Genomic DNA, 23,151 nt, shown 5'->3' on the forward strand with positions numbered 1-23,151 from the left:
GGGCCAGCGCCCCGTGGTTGGACAAGGTTTCGGCCACCCTTTGCTGTAACAAGCTCAAGCGGGCTCCTTGGGGTTGAGCATCCAATGCAGTTGGGCGATTTGGTCTTTCAAAGCCAAGCGCCGTTTTTTCAAGCGACGGAGGCTCAACTCGTCCAGCGGCAAGGGGGCCAGCACCGCTTGGTCAATCAACGCATCCAAGTCTGCATGCGCCATTTGGCATTCGATCAACAAGCGCTGCGGTGAGCGAAGGTCTTGCGACGTGTTGTCCGTCATGGTTGGCTAGGCTCATCGGGCTGCTTGCCTTGCAAACGCTGGTCGCGTTGCTCGGTGCGCCACAAACGCTCTTGGGTGTTCAACACCAGGTCTTGTTGGCGCAAAGGCTCCAGCGCCGTGCGACGGGCTTTGCGCGCCTCGCTCAAGCACGCGTTGACGGCAAATTGCTGCCAACAGGCTTTGGCTGCCCGCTCATAAGCGCTCATGACGACCTGGCGGTCTTGAGCAATGGCGTCTCTTTGCTCGCGAATGAATTCGGGCTCACCCACCAAACTCTGAGCGCTCAGCAGCGTGCTGGTCAGCGTGAACAAAAACGTCAAAGTGGCGAGCGCAAAGTGTTTCATGTCAGATGGGTGTCCACCGTGCGGTGCTCCAGCGCCAAAAATTCGCTCGATTGCATCTCGTGCAAGCGCGAGACTGTGCGTGGGAACTCGTGTGACATGGGCCCAGCGGTGTAAAGGCCTTCAGGAGGAACAGCCGCCGACATGATCAGCTTGACCCGGCGGTCGTACAGCACGTCGATCAACCAAGTGAAGCGCCGTGCCTCAGAAGCCATGCTCACGGGCATGTGGGGCACGTTGCTGAGCAAGACCGTGTGGTACTGCGTGGCAATTTCCAGGTAATCGTTTTGCGAGCGCGGACCGCCGCAAATGGCCCGGAAGTCAAACCAAACCACATCCCCTGCACGGCGTTTGGCGCTGATGTCACGCGCCTCAATGCGCAGCACCGGGTCTTCGTCTGGGCCGGTGGCGAGGCGGTTGAAGGCATCGTTCATCTCGGCGTCGGCCTGCTCGCCCAAAGGCGAGTGGTAAAGCTTGACCCGCTCCAAGGTGCGGCGGCGGTAATCGGTGCCGTTGTCCACATTGAGCACCTGCATGCGCTGGTTCAGCAAAGCAATCGCCGGCAAGATGCGGTCACGGTGCAGGCCATCGGGGTACAAGCCATCGGGTTCAAAGTTGGAGGTGGTGACAAAGCCCACGCCGTTGTCAAACAATGCCACCAAGAGGCGGTGCAAGATCATCGCGTCGGTGATGTCGGCCACATGGAATTCGTCAAAACAAATCAACTGGTAACGCTTGGCCATGCGTTTGCCCAATTCGTCCAGCGGGTTCACGGTGCCCTGGATGACCGCCAGCTCACGGTGGACTTCGCGCATGAACTCGTGAAAGTGCAAACGGGTTTTGCGTTCGACCGGTACAGCGGCAAAAAAGCAGTCCATCAAAAAGCTTTTGCCGCGCCCCACCCCACCAAACATGTAAACCCCCTTGGGGATTTCAGGTCGGCTGAAAAATTTGCCGAGCAAGCCTGAACGCTTGGATTGGTAAGCGGTCCACTCACTGGCGCAGCGCTCCAGCGCCTCAATGGCCCGCAGTTGAGCCGGGTCACTTTGGTAAGCGCGTTTTTCGAGCTCTTCTTCGTAAACTTCACGAACGGACATGGGGGGCTTGCTCTTCAATTCAAATGACAAAACCCGGGACCAGGCCCGGGTTTTCAGGGATGCAGAACTTTAACCCAACTCACCCCCAACAGCTGTCCGGGGGGAGGCATGGGCTTAGAAGTTCAAGCTGCGCTTGTCAACCGCCAAAGCAGCCTCTTTGGTGGACTCGCTCAAAGACGGGTGGGCATGGCAAATGCGGGCAATGTCCTCTGCGCTGGCGCGGAATTCCATGGCCACCACAGCTTCGGCGATCAGCTCGGAAGCTTGTGGGCCCACGATGTGCACGCCCAAGATTTCGTCGGTGGTCGCATCGGCCAGCATTTTCACCATGCCGGTCGTGTCGCCCAAGGCACGGGCACGGCCATTGGCCAAAAATGGGAACGAACCTGCTTTGTAAGCCACGCCGTCGGCCTTGAGCTGCTGCTCGGTGCGGCCGACCCAAGCGATCTCGGGGCTGGTGTAAATGACCCAAGGGATGGTGTTGAAGTTGACATGACCGTGTTGGCCCGCAATGCGCTCGGCCACGGCAACGCCCTCTTCTTCGGCTTTGTGCGCGAGCATCGGGCCACGCACCACGTCACCCACCGCCCACACACCCGGCAGGTTGGTTTTGCAATCCGCATCCACCACCACCGCACCGCGCTCGTCCAACTGCAGACCCACGGCTTCAGTGTTCAAGCCAATGGTGTTGGGCACGCGGCCGATCGAAATGATCAGCTTATCGGCATCCAAAACCACCGCTTCGCCTTTGGCGTTGGTGTAATTGACGGTCACGCCCTTCTTGCCGTTGACGATCTCGCCGACTTTCACGCCCAGCTCAATCTTCAAGCCTTGCTTGTCGAATGCCTTCTTGGCTTCCTTGGCGATTTGTTCGTCCACAGCGCCCAAGAATGTCGGCAGACCTTCGAGGATGGTCACCTCAGCGCCCAAACGACGCCAAACCGAGCCCATCTCCAAGCCAATCACGCCCGAGCCGATCAAGACCAGCTTCTTGGGCACGGCGCCTACGCGCAATGCCCCATCGTTCGACAACACGTTGACTTCGTCAAACGGTGTGCCGGGCAAAGCACGGGCGTTGGAGCCGGTGGCGATGATGATGTTTTTGCCGGTGATCGACTCTTCGGTCTTGCCTGCCACCTTGATCTCGTAGCCGCCTTCGGCCTTGCTTGCAAAGCTGCCGCGACCGTGGAAAAACGTGACCTTGTTCTTTTTCAGCAAATACAAGATGCCGTCGTTGTTTTGTTTCACCACAGTGTCTTTGCGCGCCAACATCTTGGCCACGTCCATCTTCACGTCTTTGGCACTGATGCCATGCTCGGCGAAGTGGTGGTTGGCGTGCTCAAAGTGCTCGCTCGATTGCAGCAAAGCCTTGGATGGGATGCAACCCACGTTGGTGCAGGTGCCGCCAGGGGCTGGGCCACCAGCTGCGTTTTTCCATTCGTCGATACAGGCGACTTGGAAACCGAGTTGGGCCGCGCGGATGGCTGCAATGTAGCCACCGGGGCCACCGCCGATGACAACGACGTCGAATTGTTTGCTCATGGGATAGGTCTTCTGGATGAAAAACGCCCCCTGGGCAGGGGGCATTCAAAACAAGGGGATTTAGATGTCGAACAGCAAGCGGGCTGGGTCTTCCAGCGCCTCTTTCATCGCCACCAAGCCCAAGACAGCTTCGCGGCCGTCGATGATGCGGTGGTCGTACGACATGGCGAAGTAGTTCATAGGGCGAACCACGACTTGGCCGTTTTCCACCATGGCACGGTCTTTGGTCGCGTGCACGCCCAAAATCGCCGACTGGGGTGGGTTGATGATGGGGGTGGACATCATCGAGCCGAAGGTACCGCCGTTGGAGATGGAGAAGGTGCCGCCGGTCATCTCTTCGATGCCCAGCTTGCCGTCTTTGGCTTTTTGGCCAAATTCAGCGATCTTCTTCTCGATCTCGGCAAAGCTCATTTGGTCAGCATTGCGCAAAATAGGCACCACCAAACCGCGTGGCGAACCGACAGCGATACCAATGTCGAAGTAGCCATGGTAAACGATGTCGTTGCCGTCAACGGAAGCGTTCAAAACGGGGAACTTCTTCAGGGCATGCACAGCGGCCTTGACGAAAAAGCTCATGAAACCCAACTTGCAGCCGTGTTCCTTCTCGAAACGGTCTTGCATGCGCTTGCGCATGTCCATGACCGGGGCCATGTTGATTTCGTTGAACGTCGTCAAGATGGCGTTGGTCGACTGCGATTGCAGCAGACGCTCGGCCACGCGGGCACGCAGACGGGTCATGGGCACGCGCTGCTCAGGGCGGTCGCCCAGGTTCACAGCAGGTGCAGCCACTTGGGCCAGAGTTTTGGTCGGCACACCTGTGGGGATCACAGCCGCAGTCGACTTGACACCGCCAGCCACGGCCGACAAAACGTCGCCCTTGGTCACGCGGCCGTCTTTGCCAGAACCGGCCAAAGAACCAGCGGCCAGGCTGTTGTCGGCCATCAACTTGGCAGCAGCAGGCATGGCCACACCGGCCATGCTGCCACCTGTGGCGGCGGCTGCAGCCACGGGTACTGCGGCAACGGGCGCTGCGGCGGCAGCGGCTGGGGCTGCAGCAGCACCGACTTTGCCGTCGGTGTCGATGCGGGCAATCAATTGCTCGGCTGCCACGGTGCCGCCGTCGGCAACCAAGATTTCACAGATCACGCCGGCAGCAGGTGCTGGCACTTCGAGCACGACTTTGTCGGTCTCGATGTCGATCAGGATTTCGTCGGCTGCAACCGATTCGCCGACTTTCTTTTTCCACTGCAGCATGGTGGCTTCAGCCACGGACTCGGACAGTTGGGGGACTTTGACTTCTACGATGGCCATGATGTTTCCGTTATGCGTTGGTCGTTTGACTTGGGGTTCACTTGGACAGCACGAAGCCCTTGAGCTTCGCAAAGGCCGCTTCGATCAGTGCTTTTTGCTGGTCTTGGTGCAGGTGTGAGTAACCCACAGCTGGCGATGCGGACGCTGCGCGACCCGCATAACCGAGCTTTTGACCTTCAAGCATGTTCTCGTGGATGTTGTGCTGAATGAAGAACCAGGCGCCCTGGTTCTGTGGCTCGTCCTGGCACCACACGATGTCGGTGGCGTTCGGGTACTTTTTCAGCTCGGCCGCAAACGCTTTGTGCGGGAAGGGGTAGAGCTGCTCGACACGGATGATCGCAGTATCGTCTGCGCCCTTGGCTTCGCGTTGTTTGACCAAGTCGTAATAGACCTTGCCCGAGCAAGCGATGACGCGCTTGACCTTGTCGGCCTTGAGCGCCTTGTTCTCGGGAATCACGGTCTGGAAGCTACCCTTGGTGAACTCAGACACAGGCGATGTGGCGTCTTTGTTGCGCAAGAGCGACTTGGGCGTGAAGATGACCAGAGGCTTGCGCAGGTCACGCACCATTTGGCGACGCAGCACATGGAAGATCTGGCTGGCCGTGGTCGGCTGCACCAGTTGCATGTTGGTGTCTGCAGCCAACTGCATGAAACGCTCCACGCGGGCCGAGCTGTGCTCTGGGCCTTGACCTTCGTAGCCGTGAGGCAGCATCAAAGTCAGGCCGTTCACACGGCCCCACTTGACTTCGCCCGAGGCGATGAACTGGTCAATCACCACCTGAGCGCCGTTGGCAAAATCGCCAAACTGGGCTTCCCAGACCACCAAAGTGTTGGGGTCGTTCGAGGCATAACCGTACTCGAAGCCAAGAACAGCTTCTTCGGACAGGATGGAGTCGATGACCACAAACGGGGCTTGCTTGTCTGAGACGTTTTGCAAAGCCACATAGGTGCCCGTGTCCCACTTCTCTCGCTTTTGATCGTGAATCACAGCGTGGCGGTGTGTGAAGGTGCCACGGCCGCTGTCTTCACCCGACAAGCGCACGGGGTAACCACTGGCCACCAAAGAGGCAAAAGCCATGTGCTCGCCCATGCCCCAGTCCACTGGCGTGTCACCACGACCCATGGCGGCGCGATCGTCGTACACCTTTTTGACCAACTGGTGCGGCGTGACCGACTCCGGAATGGTGGTGATCTTCTCGGCCAAACGCTTCCATTCGGCCAAAGGGATCGAGGTGTCGCCCGCATCGGTCCACTTCTTGCCCATGAAGGGCGCCCAGTCCACGGTGAACTGGGTTTTGAAGTTGGTCAAGACGGGTTCGGTCGTGTTTTTGCCTGCGTCCAAGGCGGCGCGGTAGGCTTTGACCATGTCGTCGCCAATGGTCTCGCCCAAGCCTTGTGTGGTCAGCTTGTCGGCAAACAGCTTGCGTGTGCCCGGATGGGACGCAATCTTTTTGTACATCAGCGGCTGGGTCAGCGCAGGGGTGTCTTGCTCGTTGTGGCCGAGTTTGCGGAAACACACCACGTCCAGGACCACGTCCTTTTGGAACGTCATGCGGTATTCCAGCGCCAGCTGGGTGGCCAAAACCACCGCCTCTGGGTCGTCACCGTTGACGTGCAACACAGGGGCCTCGACCATCTTGACGATGTCGGTGCAAAACACGCTCGAGCGCATGTCGCGCGGGTCAGAGGTGGTGAAACCGATCTGGTTGTTGATGATGATGTGGACCGTGCCGCCTGTGGAATAACCACGGGTCTGCGCCAGCGCCAGGGTTTCCTGGTTCACACCCTGGCCGCCGAAAGCGGAGTCACCGTGCACCAGCACGGGCAACACTTGCTTGCCCAAGGGATCGCCACGGCGGTCCATGCGGGCACGCACCGAACCTTCAACCACGGGGTTGACGATTTCCAGGTGCGAAGGGTTAAACGCCAGCGACAGGTGAACGGGGCCACCGGCAGTGGTGACGTCTGAGCTGAAGCCTTGGTGGTACTTCACGTCGCCGGCAGGCAATTCTTCAGGGGCGGTGTGGTCGAACTCGGCAAACAGGTCGGCGGGCAACTTGCCCATGGTGTTGACCAAAACGTTCAAGCGGCCACGGTGAGCCATGCCAATCACGACTTCCTGCACGCCTTGCACGCCCGCTTGCTGGATCAGCTCGTCCATGGCGGCGATGAAACTTTCACCACCTTCCAGCGAGAAGCGCTTTTGGCCCACGTATTTGGTGTGCAAATAGCGCTCCAGACCTTCGGCTGCGGTCAGGCGGTCGAGGATCTGCTTTTTCTTGTCCGATGTGAAATTGGGCTTGCTGCGGATGCTTTCGAGCTTTTGCTGCCACCAGCGCTTTTCAGCCTGCTCGGTGGTGTACATGTACTCGGCACCCAGGGTGCCGCAATAGGTCTCGCGCAGTGCATTGAGCAACTCGCGCAAGGACATGCGGTTTTTACCGAAGAAGGTGTTGCTGGTGTCGAACACGGTTTCTTGGTCGGCGTCGGTGAAACCGAAGAAAGCGGGATCGAGGTCAGGAATGTTGGGGCGCTCGGTGCGCTTGAGGGGGTCCAGATCTGCCCAGCGTTGGCCCACGTTGCGGTAGGCGGCGATCAGCTGCTGAACGGCGGTGCGCTTGCGGCCCATTTCGACGTCGGCACTGGCCAAAACGACTTTGGTGCCGCCGGCTTTGGCGCGTTCGGCAAAAGCGTTGATCACGGGCTGGTGTGGCACATCTTTGGCGTTGGAGCCATCAACGGCGGGAACGTGCTGGAGTGCATCGAAATAGTCGCGCCAAGAATCGGGCACGCTGCCTGGGTTGGCCAGGTAGTTTTCGTACATCTCTTCGACGTAGGGGGTATTGCCCCCGAAGAGATGGGTATTGCCTGAATAGGCAGAGTAGACGGAATTAGTCTCGCTCATTTTTCGCTGACCTCCGTTTCCCTCGGGGAAACATTAGTTGGTGGATTGTTACCTTCCGCGACACGGCTGGACCGGTTGGCGGATGCGACTGTGGCAGGGGAAGGGCCGGAGTACAAAGCACATTGTGCCATGGCTTGGGTATCAGCCTTTGATCTGGTCCACGATCTGCTGTAAGGCGGCGGGGTCGTCCATGGTGGTCAGGTCGCCCGGGTCACGCCCTTCGGCAACCGCCTGAATGGCCCGGCGCAACAGTTTGCCGCTGCGCGTCTTGGGCAAGGCCGAGACGAAAAACACGCGAGATGGCCTCGCCACCGCGCCCAGTTGAGCATCCACCACCTTCATGACTTCGCCTTCGAGCTTGAGACGCGCCGCCGCATCGGTCAGGCCAGAAGTGTCCTTGGCGATGGCAAACGCCATGGCCACCTGACCTTTGAGCTGATCGGCCACACCGACCACCGCCACTTCGGCGATGTTGGGGTGGCTGGAAATGCTTTCCTCGATCTCGCGGGTGCCCAGGCGGTGCCCTGCGACGTTGATCACGTCGTCGGTGCGGCCCAAAATGAAGAAGTAGCCGTCCTCGTCGCGCACCGCCCAGTCGAAGGTGCTGTAGACCAGTTTGTTGGGGACGGTTTTCCAATAGGTTTTGACGAAACGCTCATCGTCGCCCCAAATGGTTTGCAGGTTGCCGGGGGGCAAGGGGCCCTCGATGGTCAACACGCCCTTTTGGTTGGCGCCGGTCAACTCTTCGCCAGTCTGGTCGTCGACCAACTTGACGTTGTAGCCGTAAATCGCTTTGCCGGGCGAGCCGAACTTGCTGGGCGCTTTTTCCACGCCATTGCAAATGCTCAGGATCGGCCAGCCGGTTTCGGTCTGCCAGTAGTTGTCGATGATGGCCTTGCCGCTCAGGCCTTCCGAAATCCATTTGGCGGTCGGCTCGTCCAGCGGCTCGCCCGCCAGGAAGAGTGCCTGCAGGCTCGACAAGTCGTACTTGGACAGCAGCGCAGGGTCTTGCTTTTTGAGCACACGAATCGCCGTGGGCGCGCTGAACATGACCTGCACCTTGTACTTCTCGACCAAGCTCCACCAAATGCCGCCGTCTGGGCGAATCGGCAGGCCTTCGTACAAGATGGTGGCCATGCCGCCGATCAGCGGGCCGTAGATGATGTAGCTGTGGCCCACCACCCAGCCGATGTCGCTGGTGCAAAAGAAGGTGCCGCCGGGTTTGCCTTCAAACACGTTGGGGATGCTGGCGGCGAGGGCCACGGTGTAACCCCCAGTATCGCGTTGCACGCCTTTCGGTTTGCCGGTGGTTCCTGATGTGTAAAGCGTGTAACTGGGGTGCGTGGACTCCACCCACTCGCAAGGCACCACGGTATCCATCTGCTTGGTACGCTCGGTGGCGTAATCCAGATCACGTCCAGCCACGGGCGTGAAAGCGGCGAGATGGCGGTCCACCATGACCACCTTGGCTGGTTTGTGGGCAGACAACTGAATGGCTTCGTCGAGCAGTGGCTTGTAGGCCACCACCTTGCCACCGCGAGAACCGGCGTCGGCACTGATGATGACTTTTGGCGAGGCGTCTTCAATGCGGGTGGCCAGCGAGTGCGAGGCAAAACCGCCAAACACCACCGAATGGATGGCCCCCAAGCGCACACAAGCGAGCATGGCGAATGCGGCTTCGGCGATCATGGGCATGTAAATCAGCACACGATCGCCTTTGACGACGCCCAAATCCTGGAGGATGGCGGCCATGCGCTGCACTTCGGCGTGCAGCTCACGGTAGGTGTAGGTTATTTCGGTGTCGGTTTCGGTCGACACAAAGATCAAGGCAGGCTGATCGGCGCGCTCGGCCAAATGGCGGTCCACCGCGTTGTGGCACAGGTTGGTTTCCCCCCCCACAAACCACTTGGCAAAAGGTGGATTGCTGTAATCGCAGATTTGCTGGGGCTGGACTTTCCAGTCCACCAGCTTGGCCTGCTCGGCCCAGAAAGCGTCGCGGTCGTTGATCGAACGTGCGTGAAAGTCAGCAAAGCTGCCCATGAGAGTCTCCTGAATGCCTACCAAGTTGAAGCCTGAGAAGCGGGCGATGGCGTGGCATCACCCTGCACTTCTGAATTCATAATTATGGTGAGGGGACTTGCAAGAAGCTGACTTGTGTGGGCGTGTACCCACGCATCACGTCATTTGAAAAGCGATTGAAGCAACTTGAAGTCGGGATGCTCGGCGGTGCGAACCCACTCAAACGCCACCATTTCGGCGGTGACCAACTCGGCCCCTGCCCCGGCCAAGCGGTCGTAGGCGGCATCGCGGTTGCGTTCGGTGCGCGAGCTGCAGGCATCGGTCACCACCCACACCTCAAACTCGTCTTCAAGCAAATCCAAGGCGGTTTGCATCAGGCAAATGTGCGCCTCGCAGCCGGCCAGCACAATGGTTTTGCGCTCCTCGGCACCGGGCTGGGTTTTTTGCAGGTGGCGAGGCAAACTGCGTGCGTTGCCCTTTGGCGCTTGAGGCGGCTCGGGTTGCAGCCATTCGCCCAGACCTTCTTCCACGGCGCTGAACTGCATCTTGGCCAACACCTGACGGCAGTGGCTGCGAATTTCAGGGGGCATCTCGCCCAGGCGAGACGGGTTTTGTTCCGTGCCCCAAGTGGGCACATGGAGGGCTTGGGCCAAAGTGGCCAAGCGGGCGGCATTGGCCCACACCGCGTCGGCGTCCAACATCACGGGCTTGAGACTGGCCTGAAAATCCACCAACACCAATTGGCTTTCGTCTGCATCGATCAACATAAGGGCTCCATTGAGAGTAGCCGTGATTGTCGCAGGCCCGCACTGGTACAAAGGGATGGGCATCCGTTATGCTCAGCGCCAACAATCAGCCTCTAAAAAAATGAAAACACAAATTGACCACCTGGTGGTGATGGCCTCCTCCTTGGACGAAGGCGTTCAGTGGTGCGAAGAGACGCTGGGCATCACGCCAGGCCCTGGCGGCGAACACGAAAAATACGGCACCCACAACCGCCTGTTCAAAATCGCCTCGCCCAAATTCCCATTGGCTTATCTTGAAATCATCGCCATCAACCCCGCGGCCGTGATCCCCAAGCGCTCCCAAGTGCCGCGCTGGTTCGACATGGACAACGCCGCTTTGCAAAAAGCCATCGCACAAGGCCCTCGGCTCATCCACTTTGTCAGCAGCACCGACGACGTGAAAGCCGCCCGCCATGTGCTGCGCACCCAAGGCATTGAGCGCGGACAAGTCGTGCACGCCAGCCGCAAGTCGGGCAAAGGCACCCTGAACTGGCAAATCACCGTGCGCGAAGACGGTGAACGCCTGTTCGACGGCACCTTGCCCACCTTGATCCAATGGGGCAAACCCGACGCCACCGACCCGCTGCGCCTGCACCCTCGCAACAGCCTGCCGCGCTCAGGCGTGACGCTGCAAAGCCTGAGCGTGAGCCACCCGAGTGCGGCCAAGTTGCAAGCCGCTTACCAATCCATTGGGCTGGAAGGCATCGCCATTGAGGCGGGCGAAGCCAATTTGGTGGCCACGCTGCAAACCCCCAAAGGCCTGGTGCAACTGCAAAGCTTGGGGCTTTGAAGAAGACGCCTCAGGCCACAATGCCTTGCTCTCGCAGCGCCTTGATTTGCGCCGCACTCAAGCCCATGCCTGCCAGCACCGCATCGCTGTCCTGACCGACAGCCGGCGCATTGCGGCGGTGACCACCCGGGGTGCGTGACAGCTTGGGCACGATGCCCGGCACCAGCAAATCACTCCCGTCGTCCATGTGCACCGTTTGCAGCATGTCCCGCGCTTGGTAGTGGGCGTCTTGCGCGATGTCGGCCACGGTGTAGATGCGCCCAGCCGGCACGCTGGCGCGGTCCAGCGCGGCCAATACCTCGTCCACCGTGTGTTGCGCGGCCCAGTGTCCAATCACCCCATCGATTTCAGCAACCCGTGCCACGCGGCCGGTGTTGTCCTTCAGGCCAGGGTCTTGCGCCAAATCGTCGCGGCCAATCTCGGCCATCAGGCGTTTGAAAATGCTGTCACCATTGCCCGCAATCAGGGCATAACCGCCGTCCTTGCACAGGTAAGCGTTGCTCGGCGCAATGCCCGGCAAGGCGCTGCCAGCGGGTCCGCGCACTGCGCCAAAAGCGCTGTACTCGGGCAGTAGGCTTTCCATGCAATTGAACATGGCTTCGTACAAAGCCACGTCGATCACCTGCCCCCTGCCTGAGGTCTTGCGCTCGTGCAGCGCCAGCAAAATGCCAATCACGCCGTGCAAAGCCGCCAGCGTGTCGCCCAAGCTGATGCCCACACGCACTGGCACGCGTCCCGGCTCTGCAGTCAGGTGGCGAATGCCGCCCATGGCCTCACCCACCACGCCAAAACCCGGACGGTCGCGGTAAGGGCCAGTCTGGCCGTAGCCGCTCACTCGCAGCATGATCAAGCGCGGGTTGAGGGCCAGCAAATCGTCAGGCCCCAAACCCCATTTTTCCATCGCACCCGGTCGAAAATTCTCAATCAGCACGTCGCTCTCGGCGGCCAGTTGGCGCACGATGTCTTGGGCAGCGGACTGCTTCAAGTCCAGCGCCAAAGACTGTTTGTTGCGCGACTGCACCTGCCACCAGACCGATGTGCCGTCCTTGATCAAACGCCATTGGCGCAAGGGGTCACCCGCACCGGGCGGCTCGATCTTGACCACATCGGCCCCGAAGTCGGCCAAGGTTTTGGCGGCAAAGGGACCGGCAATCAGCTGACCCAGTTCAAGAACTTTGAGACCAGCCAGCGGTCCAGTGGAAGGTAAAAAAGCTTTGGCGGTGGTCATGGTTTGGCAAATTCAGCATCCACCCAGGCTTGGGCGGTCTGACGGTTGAGTTTGAAGCTGGCGGCGACCTTGACCTCGGCCAAAGCATCGCCGCTTTCGTCCTGCGCACTCAGCATGGCGTAGGGGTTGTCCTCGTCGGGCACGATGCGCAACAACACCGTGATGCGACTGTCTTGGCCATTGACGGTGACGCTTTGGTTCAGCTGCGCATGCAACTGCTGCTCGCTGCGGCGCACAAATTCGCTGGCGGTTTTCACCAAGGTGATGAAGGCCGAGCCGTCAAGCGGCTTGGGGTTCTTTTTGTCGCGGCCCATGGTCCAAGGCCCCACGAGCGCTGGTTCGCTCTCGCCATCTTTGTACATGGCCACGGCCCAACCGTCGTCATCGTCGTTTTTGATGACCTGGGCAGTCCACTTCTCGTTTTGCCAACGGCGTGGCTCTTGCACCAGGGGCTGGTCTTGCATCTCTTGCAGGTCTGGGGGGTTGTCGTTCATCATTTTCTTCACATCAAGCGCCAATCATGCCTCAAGGCCGACCTCAAGGTCGCAGGTGCAAAGCCAGCAAAAGCACCTGGCTGGCCCCCTGCTCGCGCAAGAGCGCTGCCGCCACCGTCGCCGTCCAGCGTGTGCGCACATCGGTGACCACCAGCAGCACCGGCCCAGCGGGCATGGCGGCATCGGGTGCCAAGCCAATGGCAGACTCCAGATGCATCACCACGGGGGTGGAAGCCGCGTCGTCCGGCGTAGGCCCGCCCGACCAGCTGAACACGTCGTGCAAAGGCAGACGGCCCTTTTGGGCGATGAACTCGGCCAAGCGCCGGTTAGAAGCCATGTCGGGTGCAGGCATGGGCACCACACACACCGGGCGGCCAGGCCAGGTCTTGGCCCAGCGCCCGAGCAAGGCCACGGCCCCCGCCAAGATTTCAGCAGGCACATCCCCGGGCGCAGCGGTGCGCAAAGCCTGCAGCTCGGCCACCCAAGCCGGGTCGTCGGCAAAAGCGACAGCGCGACCCACATCAAAACCTCGGATCGTCCCCTTGCGCCCCACCCCACTGGGCCAACGTTTGCGTGGCTCGATGTCCACGTCCATGCCGCGCAAAAAGTCTCGGGCGGCGATCATTTTTTCGGGTGAAGGCGCAAGGCCCGGAAACGGCACATGCCCGGTGCACACCGAGCAGCGCCCGCAGGGCGCTGGCGAAGGGTCGTCCAGCGCGGTTTGCAAATAGGCCATTAGGCAACCTTGGCCATGGGCGTACTGGCGCATGATGCTGGCCTCTTGCTGGCGCACTTGAGCCAACGCCGTCCATTTGGCGGTGTCGTGCACATAGGGCACGCCCGTGAAACGCCAATACGTTCCCGACTTTTCGACCACGCCTTCCACCGCCAGAATTTTCAGCAGCGCCTCCAGCCGCCCCCGGCGCACGCCCGTGTCGGCTTCGATCTCGATCAGGCTGCATTCGTCACTGCCCAGGCTTTGCAAGACCTTGTCAGCGGTCTGCGGGTCTGGAATCGACGCAGTGGCAAAGTAATCCCAAATGCGCTCATCGGCATCCGACGGCAACAACACCCCTTCGGCATGCGCCACCGCCCTGCCCGCCCGCCCCACCTGCTGGTAATAGGCCACCGGGGTCGAGGGCGAACCCACATGCACACAAAAGCCCAAATCCGGTTTGTCGTAACCCATACCCAGCGCCGAGGTGGCCACCACCGCCTTGACCTGGTTGTGGCGCAAACGGTCCTCCACCTTCAGGCGGGTGTCGGCGTCGATCTGCCCGCTGTAGGCATCCACCGCATGACCGCAACTGCGCAAAAAAGCCGTCAGCCGATCGGCCTCGGCCACCGTCAGCACATACACAATGCCCGAACCGGGCAACTGCTCCAAGGCGTCGGCAATCCAGGCGTAGCGCTGCAAAGGCGACAAACCGGGTACCACCGACAGCGTGAGCGAAGTGCGGGCCAGCGTGCCGCGAAAAGTGACTGTGCCAGCGCCGAGTTGCTTGCCAATGTCCAAAGTCACCCGCTCGTTGGCCGTGGCCGTGGTGGCCAGCACGCTGGCGGTGGGCGTGGACAAGAGCGCCCGCGCCAGCCGCTGGTAGTCGGGCCGAAAGTCAAAACCCCAGTCGCTGATGCAATGCGCCTCGTCGATCACGATCAGTCCCACCCGCGCCAGCAAAGCGCCCAGCCGCGCCGCAAAGCGCGGGTTGCCCAGCCGCTCGGGCGAAACCAGCAGCACGTCAATCGCGTCGTCGTCCAGCCGCTGAAACACCTCGTCCCAGTCGTCGATGTTGGTGGAGTTCACGGTGGCCGCCTTCAGCCCCGCCCTCTCGGCCGCACTGACCTGATCGCGCATGAGTGCCAGCAGCGGCGACACGACCAACGTGGGCCCCGCGCCCTTGCTGCGGATGGCGTGCGTGGCCGCCCAATACAACGCCGACTTGCCCCAGCCCGTGGCCTGCACCACCAGCACGCGCGACGCCAGTTGGAGCACAGCGTGCACGGCATCTACCTGGTCGGCACGCGGCACCGCACCTGGCCCGGCCAGGCGAGCCAGGATGGTGTGCATGTGGTGTTCTGCAAATGTGCGTTGCACAGTGTTCAAGGTTGTCATGCCTGCGCGTCCGTTGGGGCCTCTTCAGGCAAAGTGGCCAACAAAGCCATGCCCAGCAGCATCACCCCGGCGGTCAACCACAGCGCTCCCTTAAAGGTGCCGGTGGCCTGCGCCATGGCCCCGGCCACCACGGGCGCGATCACCTGCGCTGCGCCATAACTCAAGGTCAATCGGGCCATGGCTTTGCCGGGGTTGTACGGTGCTCGCCGCCCCACCAGGGCCAGCGTCAAGCTCACAATGCCAATGAAAGTGCCGCCATAGCCCAAGGCACCGCACAAAGCAGCGGCCAAAGAGCCCGACAGCGCGGGCAAGATGACGGACACGGTTTGCAAGCCAAAGGCCAACAACAAAGCCCGTGTGTCGCCCACACGCCGGGCCACCTTGTCCCACAGAAAAACGGTGGGCATGGCTGCCAAACCCACCAAAGCCCAGGCCAGTGCGCCCTGCCCGGCCAAAGCCGGTTCGCGCTCGACAATGGCCACGGTGAAGGTGGCGCTGATCACAAAACCCCAACCCGCCGCAAAGTAGCTGCCCGCCATGGTCAGCATCCAGCGGCGAGAGACTTTGTGAACCGCCTGTGCTGCCGTTGCTGCAGACGTTGCAGGCGGGACGGGTGGCCGCCACAACCAAGCCGGCACAAAAAACACCAGCCCGATCGCCGCCATGGCCAGCCACTGCTGCGACCACAGCGTCCAGATTTGCGACACGCCCCATGCCCCAAGCGCCGACACCACAATGCCCAAGCCCAGACCAATGAAATGCACGCCCAGCTCGGGCCGTCGACCTTGCCGCATCAGCCAACCCAAGACCAAACCGGCGCCCAACAGCATGCCGGTGGCCCCACACAAGCCGCCCAGATAGCGCCACAGTGCCCAAGCAGGCATCCAAGTGGACAGCGCCATCCCCGCCACAGTGAGCAGCGACAGCCAAAGCCCCATACCGTAGAGGCGGTGCCGCCAGCGGACATCGTCGATCCAGGCTGCGGCCAAAGCGCCGGAGATGTAACCCGCGTAATGGATGGCTGCCAAGCCCCCGGCTGCGGCATCGCTCAGGCCGGTTTGCAATTGAAGCTGGGGCAACAAGGGGGTGAAGGCAAAACGGGCCAGTCCGATGCTCAGGACCAAGCCACAAATACCGCCGACGATGACTTGCCAGGGTTGCAGGGTGGCGGAAGAAGCTTTGAACATGTTCGGGGCATGTTAACGGTGCGTGTCGCCAAGATGCGTCACTTTCGCGGCCCCAGAGACGCCGAAAAATCGAGAAATACTTTTAATTTCGAGGATTTTTATGGATTTTCATCAAAATCGTCTGAAACATCCCCAATTGGGGGTGTTCTAGGGATTTGGTTTTATCGAAAATAAAAAAATCAATATAAAAATCAATCAGATGTCCGAAACCCTGAACCGCGAAATCGACAACGCCACCACCAGCGCTGAATTTTTGACCAGTTCCCAAGCCGCCAAGCGTTTGGGTTTGTCCATGGCAACGATCCAAAAGTTGGTCGACAACAATGTCTTACAAGCTTGGAAGACCTTTGGCGGACACCGCCGCATCTCGCTCGCTTCCATCCTGAACTACCAAAGTGCCAACAATTTTTTGGATGTACCACGCCAGAGCACCGATCGCCGAGCCAAGGTGATGATGGTGATCGAGTCGCCCGAGATGACCGCCCGACTGAAAAAAGACATCCCTCAGTGGCATCTGCCTTTGCAAGCCGCGTTTCAAGAATCCTTGACCGAAGCCCTGCTGGAACTTCTGAACGACAAGCACGATCTCTTGGTCATACAGATGAGTGGTCTGAAGAAGCAGCAAGAAAAAGTCTTGGAAATCTTGCAAAAGTTCATGAGCTCTCGGCACACCGTGGCCCACACCCTGGTTCTGACCCAAGAAAATGAGCTCTTGCCCAGCAGCACGTCGGGCGCGCCTGTGAGCATCCAGGTGCTCAACAAAGACCTCTCACCGATGTGGCTGTCGGCCTATTTGTCAGGCTTTGTGGCGCAGCGACGGCTCTGAGTACATCTGCCACTCAGATGTGGCCCCAAACCATCAAGGCGTCACGCCCTTCGGTGACCAGGTCCACCTTGGCGCCCACGGGCAGCAGCACCTTGGTTTCGACATGGCCGAAGGGCAAACCGGTGAGCACTGGCGCTTTGATCTGGCTGCGCAGCCGCTCGACCACGGTGGCCAGCTTGAAGCCCTTGTCGTGCGTGGGCACCAGCTTGTATTTGCTGAATTGCCCGATCAACACCGCCTTTTGCTGGGCCAACACACCCGCAAGCAAAAGCTGCGTGAGCATGCGTTCAACGCGGTAAGGGTGCTCGCCCACGTCTTCTAAAAAAAGCACGCCGCCTTTAATTTGCGGAAAGTACGGTGTGCCCAGCAAGGACACCAACACCGACAAGTTGCCGCCCCACAGGGGCGCGTCTTTCACCAGCACGCGGCGCTCGGCCTCGGCTTTGGGCAGTTGCCAGCCTGTGCCTTCGCCTTGCTCCAACAGCAGGTCGTCAAAACAGGCTTGCATGATGTCGTCGGGCTCCTCTTCTGAGCCAAAGTCTTCACCCAGCGCAGGGCCTTGCCAGCTGATGCGGCCAGTCTTGGCGTACACCGCTTGGTTGAAGGCGGTGAAATCACTCAAGCCCACAAACTGCATGCCGCCATCAATCGCTTTGGCGATCTGTTTGTAGGGCAGCGCGGGCAGGATGCGCGTGAGGCCGTAGCCGCCGCGCGAGATGAGGGCCACATCTGCACCGCTGGCGGCAGCGCGGGTGATGGCAGCGATGCGCGTGGCGTCGTCGCCTGCAAAGCGCATGTGGGTGTCCAAAGCCGATTCGTCCACTTCCACTTCGTGGCCTTGGGCTTTGAGGCGTTTGATGCCGCGACGAAAAGCGGCTTTGTCGCGCACAGCGCTGGAAGGAGAAAAAATGTAGATGTGGGCCATGCGGGTGTTCTTGATCAGGGCTTGAAGTGTCGCACAGCGGCCTCGGCAATCGCCCCGCCCTGTTCCTGCACAAAATGCCCCGCATCGGGCAACAGCATCGGCTCGTGGCAGCCCTTGATCTGAGTTTGTAATTGGCGCATCACCGGCTCGCCCAACACCGGGTCTTGCTGGCCAATGGCCATGAAACTCTGGCCTTGCCAATCGTTGCGCCAAAAGTCACGCGCTAGGCGCGAGATGGCGGCGCCCGGGGAATCGGCAAACTCCGGCACCATGGGGGGAAAGGCCCGAAGCGCGGCGCGAAATCCTTTGTCCGGGAACGGTGCGTTGTAGGCGGCCGTCTCGGCAGGCGTCATGCTGCGGTTGCCGCGAGCGAACAGCTTGCCCACATCGAACAGCGGCTGGCTTTGGCACCAATCGCGCCAAGCCAAAAATCCCGCACTCAGCGGCTGCTCGCCAGTGGCGAGGGTGGTGTTCATGACCAGCAGACCTTTGTAACGCTCGGGTGCGACCATGGGCAAAGTCAGTCCCAAAATACCGCCCCAGTCCTGAACTACCAGCACCACGCGCTGCAGATCGAGCCGCTCGATCAAATCCAGCAAGGACTGGCGATGGGTTTCAAACTGGTGAAAACTGTCCTTTTTGGGCTTGTCGCTCTTGCCAAAGCCGATCAGGTCGGGCGCTACCACGCGGTGCCCCGCCGCCAGCCAAACCGGGATCATCTTGCGGTACAGATAACTCCAAGCCGGGTTGCCGTGCAGGCACAGCCAGGTCAATGGCGCATTTGCATCGCCCTCGTCCAAATAGTGCATGCGCAGGCCCGCGATGCTGGGCAGGTCGTTCACGTAATGTGGCTGCCAAGGGTAATCGGGCAATGCTGCAAACGCGTCGTCGGGGGTGCGCAGCGCGTCTTCTCTGAGGGGTTGGGCGTTCATTCTTTTGGGCCTGAAAAAATCCTTGAGCAACTGGCCACATTCTTCGGCCAGCACACCGCCCATCACTTGGGTCTGGTGGTTCAACTGGGTGTGGCCAAACAGGTTGAGCACAGATCCCGCCACACCGGTGCGCGGGTCCGGCGCACCAAACACCACGCGGTCCACCCGCGCGTGCAGCATGGCGCCGCTGCACATGGCGCAGGGCTCCAGCGTCACATACAAGGTGCAGCCGTCGAGCCGGTAATTGCCCAAGACCCGGGCCGCTTCGCGCAACGCCACCACTTCGGCATGGGCCGTCGGGTCGTGACTGGCAATCGGGGCGTTGCAGCCCGTGGCAATCACCCGGCCGTCTTTCACGACCACTGCGCCCACGGGCACTTCACCCGCTTCGGCGGCCTGGCGGGCTTGCTCCAGGGCCAAGCCCATCCAGTGCGCGTCTTGGCTTGGCGTGTCCACGGTCACGCCACCATGCCCAGACGCTGCATCCACTGGGCGAGTGCTTGCTCTTGTTCGCCGCCTTGGGCGTAAGCGGCGTGCATGGCCGCATGCGACTCGGGGCGGTGCTGGTTGATCTTGACCTTGGTTTTTAGGTCCAGAATCTTCAACTCAAACGCCACAATGCCATTCAACATGCCGTGGGCGTAACTCTCGGGCAGTGCTCGCCACTGGTCGGCGTAAGCGGGCTCGTGGTCGGCAATCATCTGCTTGAGCATGGCGTCTTTGGCATCGTCGCCATCCAACATGCGGGCCTCAACCCTGGCATGTACCGCCAGATAAGTCCAGGTCGGCACGCGCAGCAAATCGGGGTAAACGGCGGGCGACATGTAGGCCTGCGGCCCCATGAACGTCACCAGCGCCTGTGGCTGCGCCTGTAAATACCCAGCATGAGGGTTGGCGCGGGCACAATGCCCGAGCAACGCTAACGGCTGACCACCCTCTTCGATCAGTTTGAGCGGCAAATGCGTGACAAACGGAAAACCATCACCGTCGGTAGACACCAAGCTGGCAAACGGGTGCTCGCGCATGATGGCAGCAGCGTGCTGGGGGTGGTTGAATTGTTGGGGCAAGTACATGGCGATGAATGTACCAAACCAAGGTTGTGCGAGTTGGTACACGAACGGTTGAATGGATCGAAAATCACTTGACGTTTAACGCATGTCGTTATACGCTTCGCAACATGATCCAGTCGTTTCGATGCAAAGACACCCATGCATTGTTTGCAGGTCAAACAGTTGCTCGGTTCGTCAACTTCGGCAAAGTGGCCGAACGCAAACTGGTCATGTTGCACCGATCGGTTCGACTAGAAGATTTGAGAATACCCCCGAACAACCGGCTCGAAGCGCTCAAAGGCAATCGCAGTGGTCAATTCAGCATCCGCATCAATGACCAGTGGCGCATTTGCTTCCGATTTGAAAACGGCCATACGTTCGATGTTGAGATAGTGGACTATCACTGAAAGGAGTTGAGATGAAAGTTGAAGATGCCACCCCAGCCTACCTCGTTCCAGTCAACGGCATGCGCCCCATTCATCCTGGCGAAGTGCTGCGGGAAGAGTTTTTGACGCCCTACCAACTCACGGCACATGCCCTCTCAATGGCGCTGCAAATACCCGCCCCGCGAATCAACGACATCGTGCGCGAAAAACGCGCCATCACCGTGGACACCGCCTTACGTTTAGCCAAGTTTTTTGGCAACAGCGCCGAATTCTGGATGGGCTTGCAAACCGACTTTGACATGGCCGTGGCGCGTCAGTCGATGCAAGATGCACTGGACAGGATTCGGGAATATCAGCCCGCACAAGCACAATAAAACAAAGGCACCCGAGGGTGCCTTTTTTGTCATTCCCACTCAATACATACACAGGCAAAAACCCTAATAAAATCAACAACTTGCATCTACTGATTTTGTGCGTGTAAGTTTTGTGTGAGTTTCGCAGTTAATCAGACACTCAACAAGGCATGCTTAAAGTGTTGAAAATCATTGCTTAAGCAGGAATATGGATACACGTCGTGTAGCAATTATAGAAGTCAAATTCGCCTCACATCACAAAACCAAATTTTTGACTCATAACCATTCCAAGTTCCATACTGGATAGTATCACCTGATTTTAATAAAAATAAATTTTTCAGGGTTAGAGGATATGAATTTTCCCAATTAGTTAAGTTCATTTTCCTGTAACTTCCGTCATCAAGCAACAAGATAATTTCATTGTCTCTGATGTAAAAACCATAAAAAATTGCTTTATTCCATGTGACGTCACCTAAAATATGTGTCATAGTAAATCAAAATAAAATTTTCTTTGAGTCTTTAACACACTTGCCTTCAACCTCAAGATTCACATACATATCACGAACTCTAGTAGGCAGCAAATCGTTAAGCCAACTACTAAAGCCGTATATTGTATGACTCCAAGAAAAACTTCCATCAACCCTATCGAGCACTATAAACCTGCGTGTATAAGAATATAAGCTTCGTTCAATGGGGTATTTTTCATCATCTTTGAAATTTTTATAGCGTTCACGAGTGTAGCTACCACGATAATATGTATCCTTTACCTCTAAACCACCATACTCAAACAAATGGTCATTGCTTGGATCAGAATAAACAGAAGGTATGTTTTTAAACTCGTAATCATTATTAACCGTGATAATTCCGTCAGCTATTGTAACAACTAACGTCATGGGCTTGATTTTTACGAACTTATCAAGCTCATTTTTAGGGATGTTTATATTAATAGATGGACCAACCTTAGCAGCACCTTCACAACGAAGGTAAATTTTATCTTGTCCTAGTACGGAGGTACTTGCCAAAGTACAAAGAGAGACAATGAGAAGGGTTAGATGAGACTTAAATTTGAGCATAACAGCAGCCGTTTTGACATGTAGGTTGGTTGCTTATATGATATGGAGGGAGTTACCAATTGTCAATCTCAGCACCTAAGGAGCCCCTCAATGATGTCACGTGTAGACGAAATCAACGCACAAATCGCCAAGCTGGAAGCTGAACGCACCTCTGCTATGAAAGCAGAACGTGCAAACGTGCTTGCGAAGATGAAAGCTGACATCAAGCTGTATGGCTTCAAAACAACAGACTTCAAAGGTGTCTTGTTGACACGTGCTAAACGTAGCCCCAACGGTACACGTGCGGCTAAGAAGGCTGCGACTAAGAAGTCAACAAAGTGAATTTTTCCATTTACTGTTGTTGTTGAGGGATATTATGCAAAGCTACTATTCAGCACAAGTTTGGAATAAACAATCAGTAAAGTTGCCTTACACCTGTAAAACTGCAAAGCCCTCTGACTGGGAACAGGTATCAAATGTACCTGTAATTCACGTCATAGACGCGATGTATAGAAATTCAACCGTAAGCGGAACTTTTGTAATTTCCCCCTTTGTTTTAGTTCCCATATCACTAAATCAATCAGGAAAAATTGATGTTTTATGCAGATGGTTTAATCACAGATTGGTTTCAACTGGATTATCTTTAATTATCAATCTAACAACCACAAAATTCGATCACAACTTTACAGGAAATGTGATTTCAAATATTGAAAAATGAGAGATTTGGAATGGTTTTTCATCAATCTTGATCATCAACAGCGGAAAAAGCAATCCAATTCATTTAAATTAGATCGAGTTCAATTCAATTTTGATGTTGCTTTTTTTACTTTTCAATCAGTTAATAAAGGACTTTAAATGTCAAATTTCTGCTCTCAGTGTGGTACAGCAGTTTCAGAAAATAACTCTGCAAATTGTGTTAACTGCGGAAAGCCCCTAAGCGTAAACTCTGAAAGCTCAAAAAATGATTCAATAAATGAGGCAAAAGATAAATTATTTAATTTTGCAAAGAGTATCAAAGATGCATCAATTAAAGCAAGCCAAGACTTAAAATCTGATGAAACTAAATCAAAGATAAAAAATTTTACAGATCGAGCTCAGAGTTTTGCGTCAGAAAAAACAAAAACTATTAAAGAAGATTTTAACAAAATCAACGAAGCAAGAAAGGCAGCTATAATTGAAGTCAACGATATAGATTCAAAATCGAAGATTGAGACAACCAAAAAATTCACATTTTCTTTCTGGTCTAAATTAACTGGAAATCAAAAAGGAATATTAATTGGATCTTGTGCGGTATTAATTTTATTAATAACGCAATTTGGAGATGATATAAATTCAGATGCCAGAAAGACTGCCAGCTATATTTGTGTTATAGATAATTATAAAAAAATGGATGAATTATCATTAGGGAAATATATGGACGAGGCAAGTGAATGGATGAAAAAAATGCGAATCAAATACTCGGACCCGAGAAAATTTAGCGAATACTCATCTGCCGTTGTTAATGCCCAGAAAAAAACTTGCGGCTTCTAATATTTACAAGGGA

At 57.4% G+C, this 23,151-nt stretch carries 24 protein-coding genes; 7 read left to right on the top strand and 17 right to left on the bottom strand.

What is annotated here, in order from left to right; translation table 11 throughout:
• Positions 1 to 54: 54 nt before the first annotated feature.
• From B9Z40_RS00495 to B9Z40_RS00530, 8 genes are all read right to left on the bottom strand, one after another.
• Positions 55 to 273: a YdcH family protein gene (locus tag B9Z40_RS00495; protein WP_100171392.1), complete on the bottom strand. Its 219-nt coding sequence runs from the start codon at positions 271 to 273 to the stop codon at positions 55 to 57.
• Positions 270 to 617, bottom strand: coding sequence for a hypothetical protein (locus tag B9Z40_RS00500; RefSeq protein ID WP_100171393.1), 348 nt, complete (start codon positions 615 to 617; stop codon positions 270 to 272). The genes B9Z40_RS00495 and B9Z40_RS00500 overlap by 4 nt, the downstream gene beginning before the upstream one ends.
• Positions 614 to 1,711 (bottom strand): cell division protein ZapE, encoded by a 1,098-nt coding sequence (gene zapE, locus B9Z40_RS00505; protein ID WP_100171394.1) that lies wholly within the window; start codon positions 1,709 to 1,711, stop codon positions 614 to 616. The genes B9Z40_RS00500 and zapE overlap by 4 nt, the downstream gene beginning before the upstream one ends.
• A 114-nt stretch (positions 1,712 to 1,825) precedes the next feature.
• The gene (gene lpdA / locus B9Z40_RS00510) at positions 1,826 to 3,253 is read right to left on the bottom strand and encodes a dihydrolipoyl dehydrogenase (RefSeq protein WP_100172826.1); all 1,428 of its coding nucleotides are present in this window, start codon (positions 3,251 to 3,253) and stop codon (positions 1,826 to 1,828) included.
• A gap of 60 nt (positions 3,254 to 3,313) precedes the next feature.
• Positions 3,314 to 4,564 carry a 2-oxoglutarate dehydrogenase complex dihydrolipoyllysine-residue succinyltransferase gene (odhB, locus tag B9Z40_RS00515; protein ID WP_100171395.1) on the bottom strand — a complete coding sequence of 417 codons (1,251 nt, stop codon included), beginning with the start codon at positions 4,562 to 4,564 and terminating at the stop codon, positions 3,314 to 3,316.
• Between the two features lie 37 nt (positions 4,565 to 4,601).
• Entirely contained in the window at positions 4,602 to 7,469 is a 2,868-nt protein-coding gene (locus B9Z40_RS00520; protein ID WP_100171396.1) for a 2-oxoglutarate dehydrogenase E1 component, read from the bottom strand.
• A gap of 141 nt (positions 7,470 to 7,610) precedes the next feature.
• Positions 7,611 to 9,509 (bottom strand): propionate--CoA ligase, encoded by a 1,899-nt coding sequence (locus tag B9Z40_RS00525; RefSeq protein ID WP_100171397.1) that lies wholly within the window; start codon positions 9,507 to 9,509, stop codon positions 7,611 to 7,613.
• A gap of 140 nt (positions 9,510 to 9,649) precedes the next feature.
• Complete coding sequence (locus B9Z40_RS00530; protein WP_100171398.1) at positions 9,650 to 10,255, bottom strand: isochorismatase family protein; 606 nt, start codon at positions 10,253 to 10,255, stop codon at positions 9,650 to 9,652.
• 100 nt (positions 10,256 to 10,355) lie between these two features.
• Here B9Z40_RS00530 and B9Z40_RS00535 point away from each other — a divergent pair, with 100 nt between their 5' ends.
• Positions 10,356 to 11,063 (top strand): VOC family protein, encoded by a 708-nt coding sequence (locus tag B9Z40_RS00535; RefSeq protein WP_100172827.1) that lies wholly within the window; start codon positions 10,356 to 10,358, stop codon positions 11,061 to 11,063.
• 10 nt (positions 11,064 to 11,073) lie between these two features.
• Here the strand turns inward: B9Z40_RS00535 and B9Z40_RS00540 are convergent, their stop codons facing one another.
• The 4 genes from B9Z40_RS00540 to B9Z40_RS00555 are packed head-to-tail and all read right to left on the bottom strand — an operon-like array spanning position 11,074 to position 16,085.
• A complete protein-coding gene (locus tag B9Z40_RS00540; RefSeq protein ID WP_100171399.1) occupies positions 11,074 to 12,291 on the bottom strand; it encodes a CaiB/BaiF CoA-transferase family protein in 1,218 nt (405 codons plus the stop codon).
• Positions 12,288 to 12,785: a hypothetical protein gene (locus tag B9Z40_RS00545; RefSeq protein WP_100172828.1), complete on the bottom strand. Its 498-nt coding sequence runs from the start codon at positions 12,783 to 12,785 to the stop codon at positions 12,288 to 12,290. The genes B9Z40_RS00540 and B9Z40_RS00545 overlap by 4 nt, the downstream gene beginning before the upstream one ends.
• A gap of 43 nt (positions 12,786 to 12,828) precedes the next feature.
• Positions 12,829 to 14,898 (bottom strand): ATP-dependent DNA helicase RecQ, encoded by a 2,070-nt coding sequence (locus B9Z40_RS00550; RefSeq protein ID WP_199172460.1) that lies wholly within the window; start codon positions 14,896 to 14,898, stop codon positions 12,829 to 12,831.
• The gene (locus tag B9Z40_RS00555) at positions 14,895 to 16,085 is read right to left on the bottom strand and encodes a YbfB/YjiJ family MFS transporter (RefSeq protein ID WP_100171400.1); all 1,191 of its coding nucleotides are present in this window, start codon (positions 16,083 to 16,085) and stop codon (positions 14,895 to 14,897) included. The genes B9Z40_RS00550 and B9Z40_RS00555 overlap by 4 nt, the downstream gene beginning before the upstream one ends.
• Before the next feature lie 199 nt (positions 16,086 to 16,284).
• Between B9Z40_RS00555 and B9Z40_RS00560 the strand changes: the two genes are divergently transcribed.
• On the top strand, positions 16,285 to 16,911 hold the full coding sequence (locus tag B9Z40_RS00560) for a helix-turn-helix domain-containing protein (RefSeq protein ID WP_100171401.1): 627 nt from the start codon (positions 16,285 to 16,287) through the stop codon (positions 16,909 to 16,911).
• A gap of 13 nt (positions 16,912 to 16,924) precedes the next feature.
• Here the strand turns inward: B9Z40_RS00560 and B9Z40_RS00565 are convergent, their stop codons facing one another.
• From B9Z40_RS00565 to B9Z40_RS00575, 3 genes are read right to left on the bottom strand one after another with little or no spacing between them, the layout of a single operon-like run.
• Positions 16,925 to 17,836, bottom strand: a complete 912-nt coding sequence (locus B9Z40_RS00565) for an LD-carboxypeptidase (protein ID WP_100171402.1) — start codon at positions 17,834 to 17,836, stop codon at positions 16,925 to 16,927.
• A 14-nt stretch (positions 17,837 to 17,850) separates the two neighbouring features.
• Entirely contained in the window at positions 17,851 to 19,224 is a 1,374-nt protein-coding gene (gene tadA, locus B9Z40_RS00570; protein WP_369823376.1) for a tRNA adenosine(34) deaminase TadA, read from the bottom strand.
• 2 nt (positions 19,225 to 19,226) lie between these two features.
• Positions 19,227 to 19,841 (bottom strand): FMN-binding negative transcriptional regulator, encoded by a 615-nt coding sequence (locus tag B9Z40_RS00575; RefSeq protein ID WP_100172830.1) that lies wholly within the window; start codon positions 19,839 to 19,841, stop codon positions 19,227 to 19,229.
• 104 nt (positions 19,842 to 19,945) lie between these two features.
• Between B9Z40_RS00575 and B9Z40_RS00580 the strand changes: the two genes are divergently transcribed.
• Together B9Z40_RS00580 and B9Z40_RS00585 are read left to right on the top strand one after the other, a co-directional pair.
• A complete protein-coding gene (locus B9Z40_RS00580; protein WP_100171404.1) occupies positions 19,946 to 20,224 on the top strand; it encodes a type II toxin-antitoxin system RelE/ParE family toxin in 279 nt (92 codons plus the stop codon).
• An 11-nt stretch (positions 20,225 to 20,235) separates the two neighbouring features.
• Positions 20,236 to 20,577, top strand: a complete 342-nt coding sequence (locus B9Z40_RS00585; protein WP_100171405.1) for a HigA family addiction module antitoxin — start codon at positions 20,236 to 20,238, stop codon at positions 20,575 to 20,577.
• 218 nt (positions 20,578 to 20,795) lie between these two features.
• Here B9Z40_RS00585 and B9Z40_RS17015 read toward each other — a convergent pair whose 3' ends face one another.
• Positions 20,796 to 21,044 carry a hypothetical protein gene (locus tag B9Z40_RS17015; protein ID WP_143473906.1) on the bottom strand — a complete coding sequence of 83 codons (249 nt, stop codon included), beginning with the start codon at positions 21,042 to 21,044 and terminating at the stop codon, positions 20,796 to 20,798.
• A gap of 6 nt (positions 21,045 to 21,050) precedes the next feature.
• A complete protein-coding gene (locus tag B9Z40_RS17020) occupies positions 21,051 to 21,629 on the bottom strand; it encodes a hypothetical protein (RefSeq protein ID WP_143473907.1) in 579 nt (192 codons plus the stop codon).
• 90 nt (positions 21,630 to 21,719) lie between these two features.
• Here B9Z40_RS17020 and B9Z40_RS00590 point away from each other — a divergent pair, with 90 nt between their 5' ends.
• The 3 genes from B9Z40_RS00590 to B9Z40_RS17030 all read left to right on the top strand — a co-directional run bounded on the left by B9Z40_RS00590 (position 21,720) and on the right by B9Z40_RS17030 (position 23,138).
• Positions 21,720 to 21,950 (top strand): H-NS histone family protein, encoded by a 231-nt coding sequence (locus tag B9Z40_RS00590; protein WP_158238043.1) that lies wholly within the window; start codon positions 21,720 to 21,722, stop codon positions 21,948 to 21,950.
• Positions 21,951 to 21,984: 34 nt separating this feature from the next.
• On the top strand, positions 21,985 to 22,326 hold the full coding sequence (locus tag B9Z40_RS17025; RefSeq protein WP_143473908.1) for a hypothetical protein: 342 nt from the start codon (positions 21,985 to 21,987) through the stop codon (positions 22,324 to 22,326).
• A gap of 137 nt (positions 22,327 to 22,463) precedes the next feature.
• Entirely contained in the window at positions 22,464 to 23,138 is a 675-nt protein-coding gene (locus B9Z40_RS17030; protein WP_143473909.1) for a zinc ribbon domain-containing protein, read from the top strand.
• Positions 23,139 to 23,151: the final 13 nt, after the last annotated feature.

It is taken from the genome of Limnohabitans sp. 15K (genome assembly GCF_002778285.1).
GTDB lineage: Bacteria > Pseudomonadota > Gammaproteobacteria > Burkholderiales > Burkholderiaceae_C > Limnohabitans_A.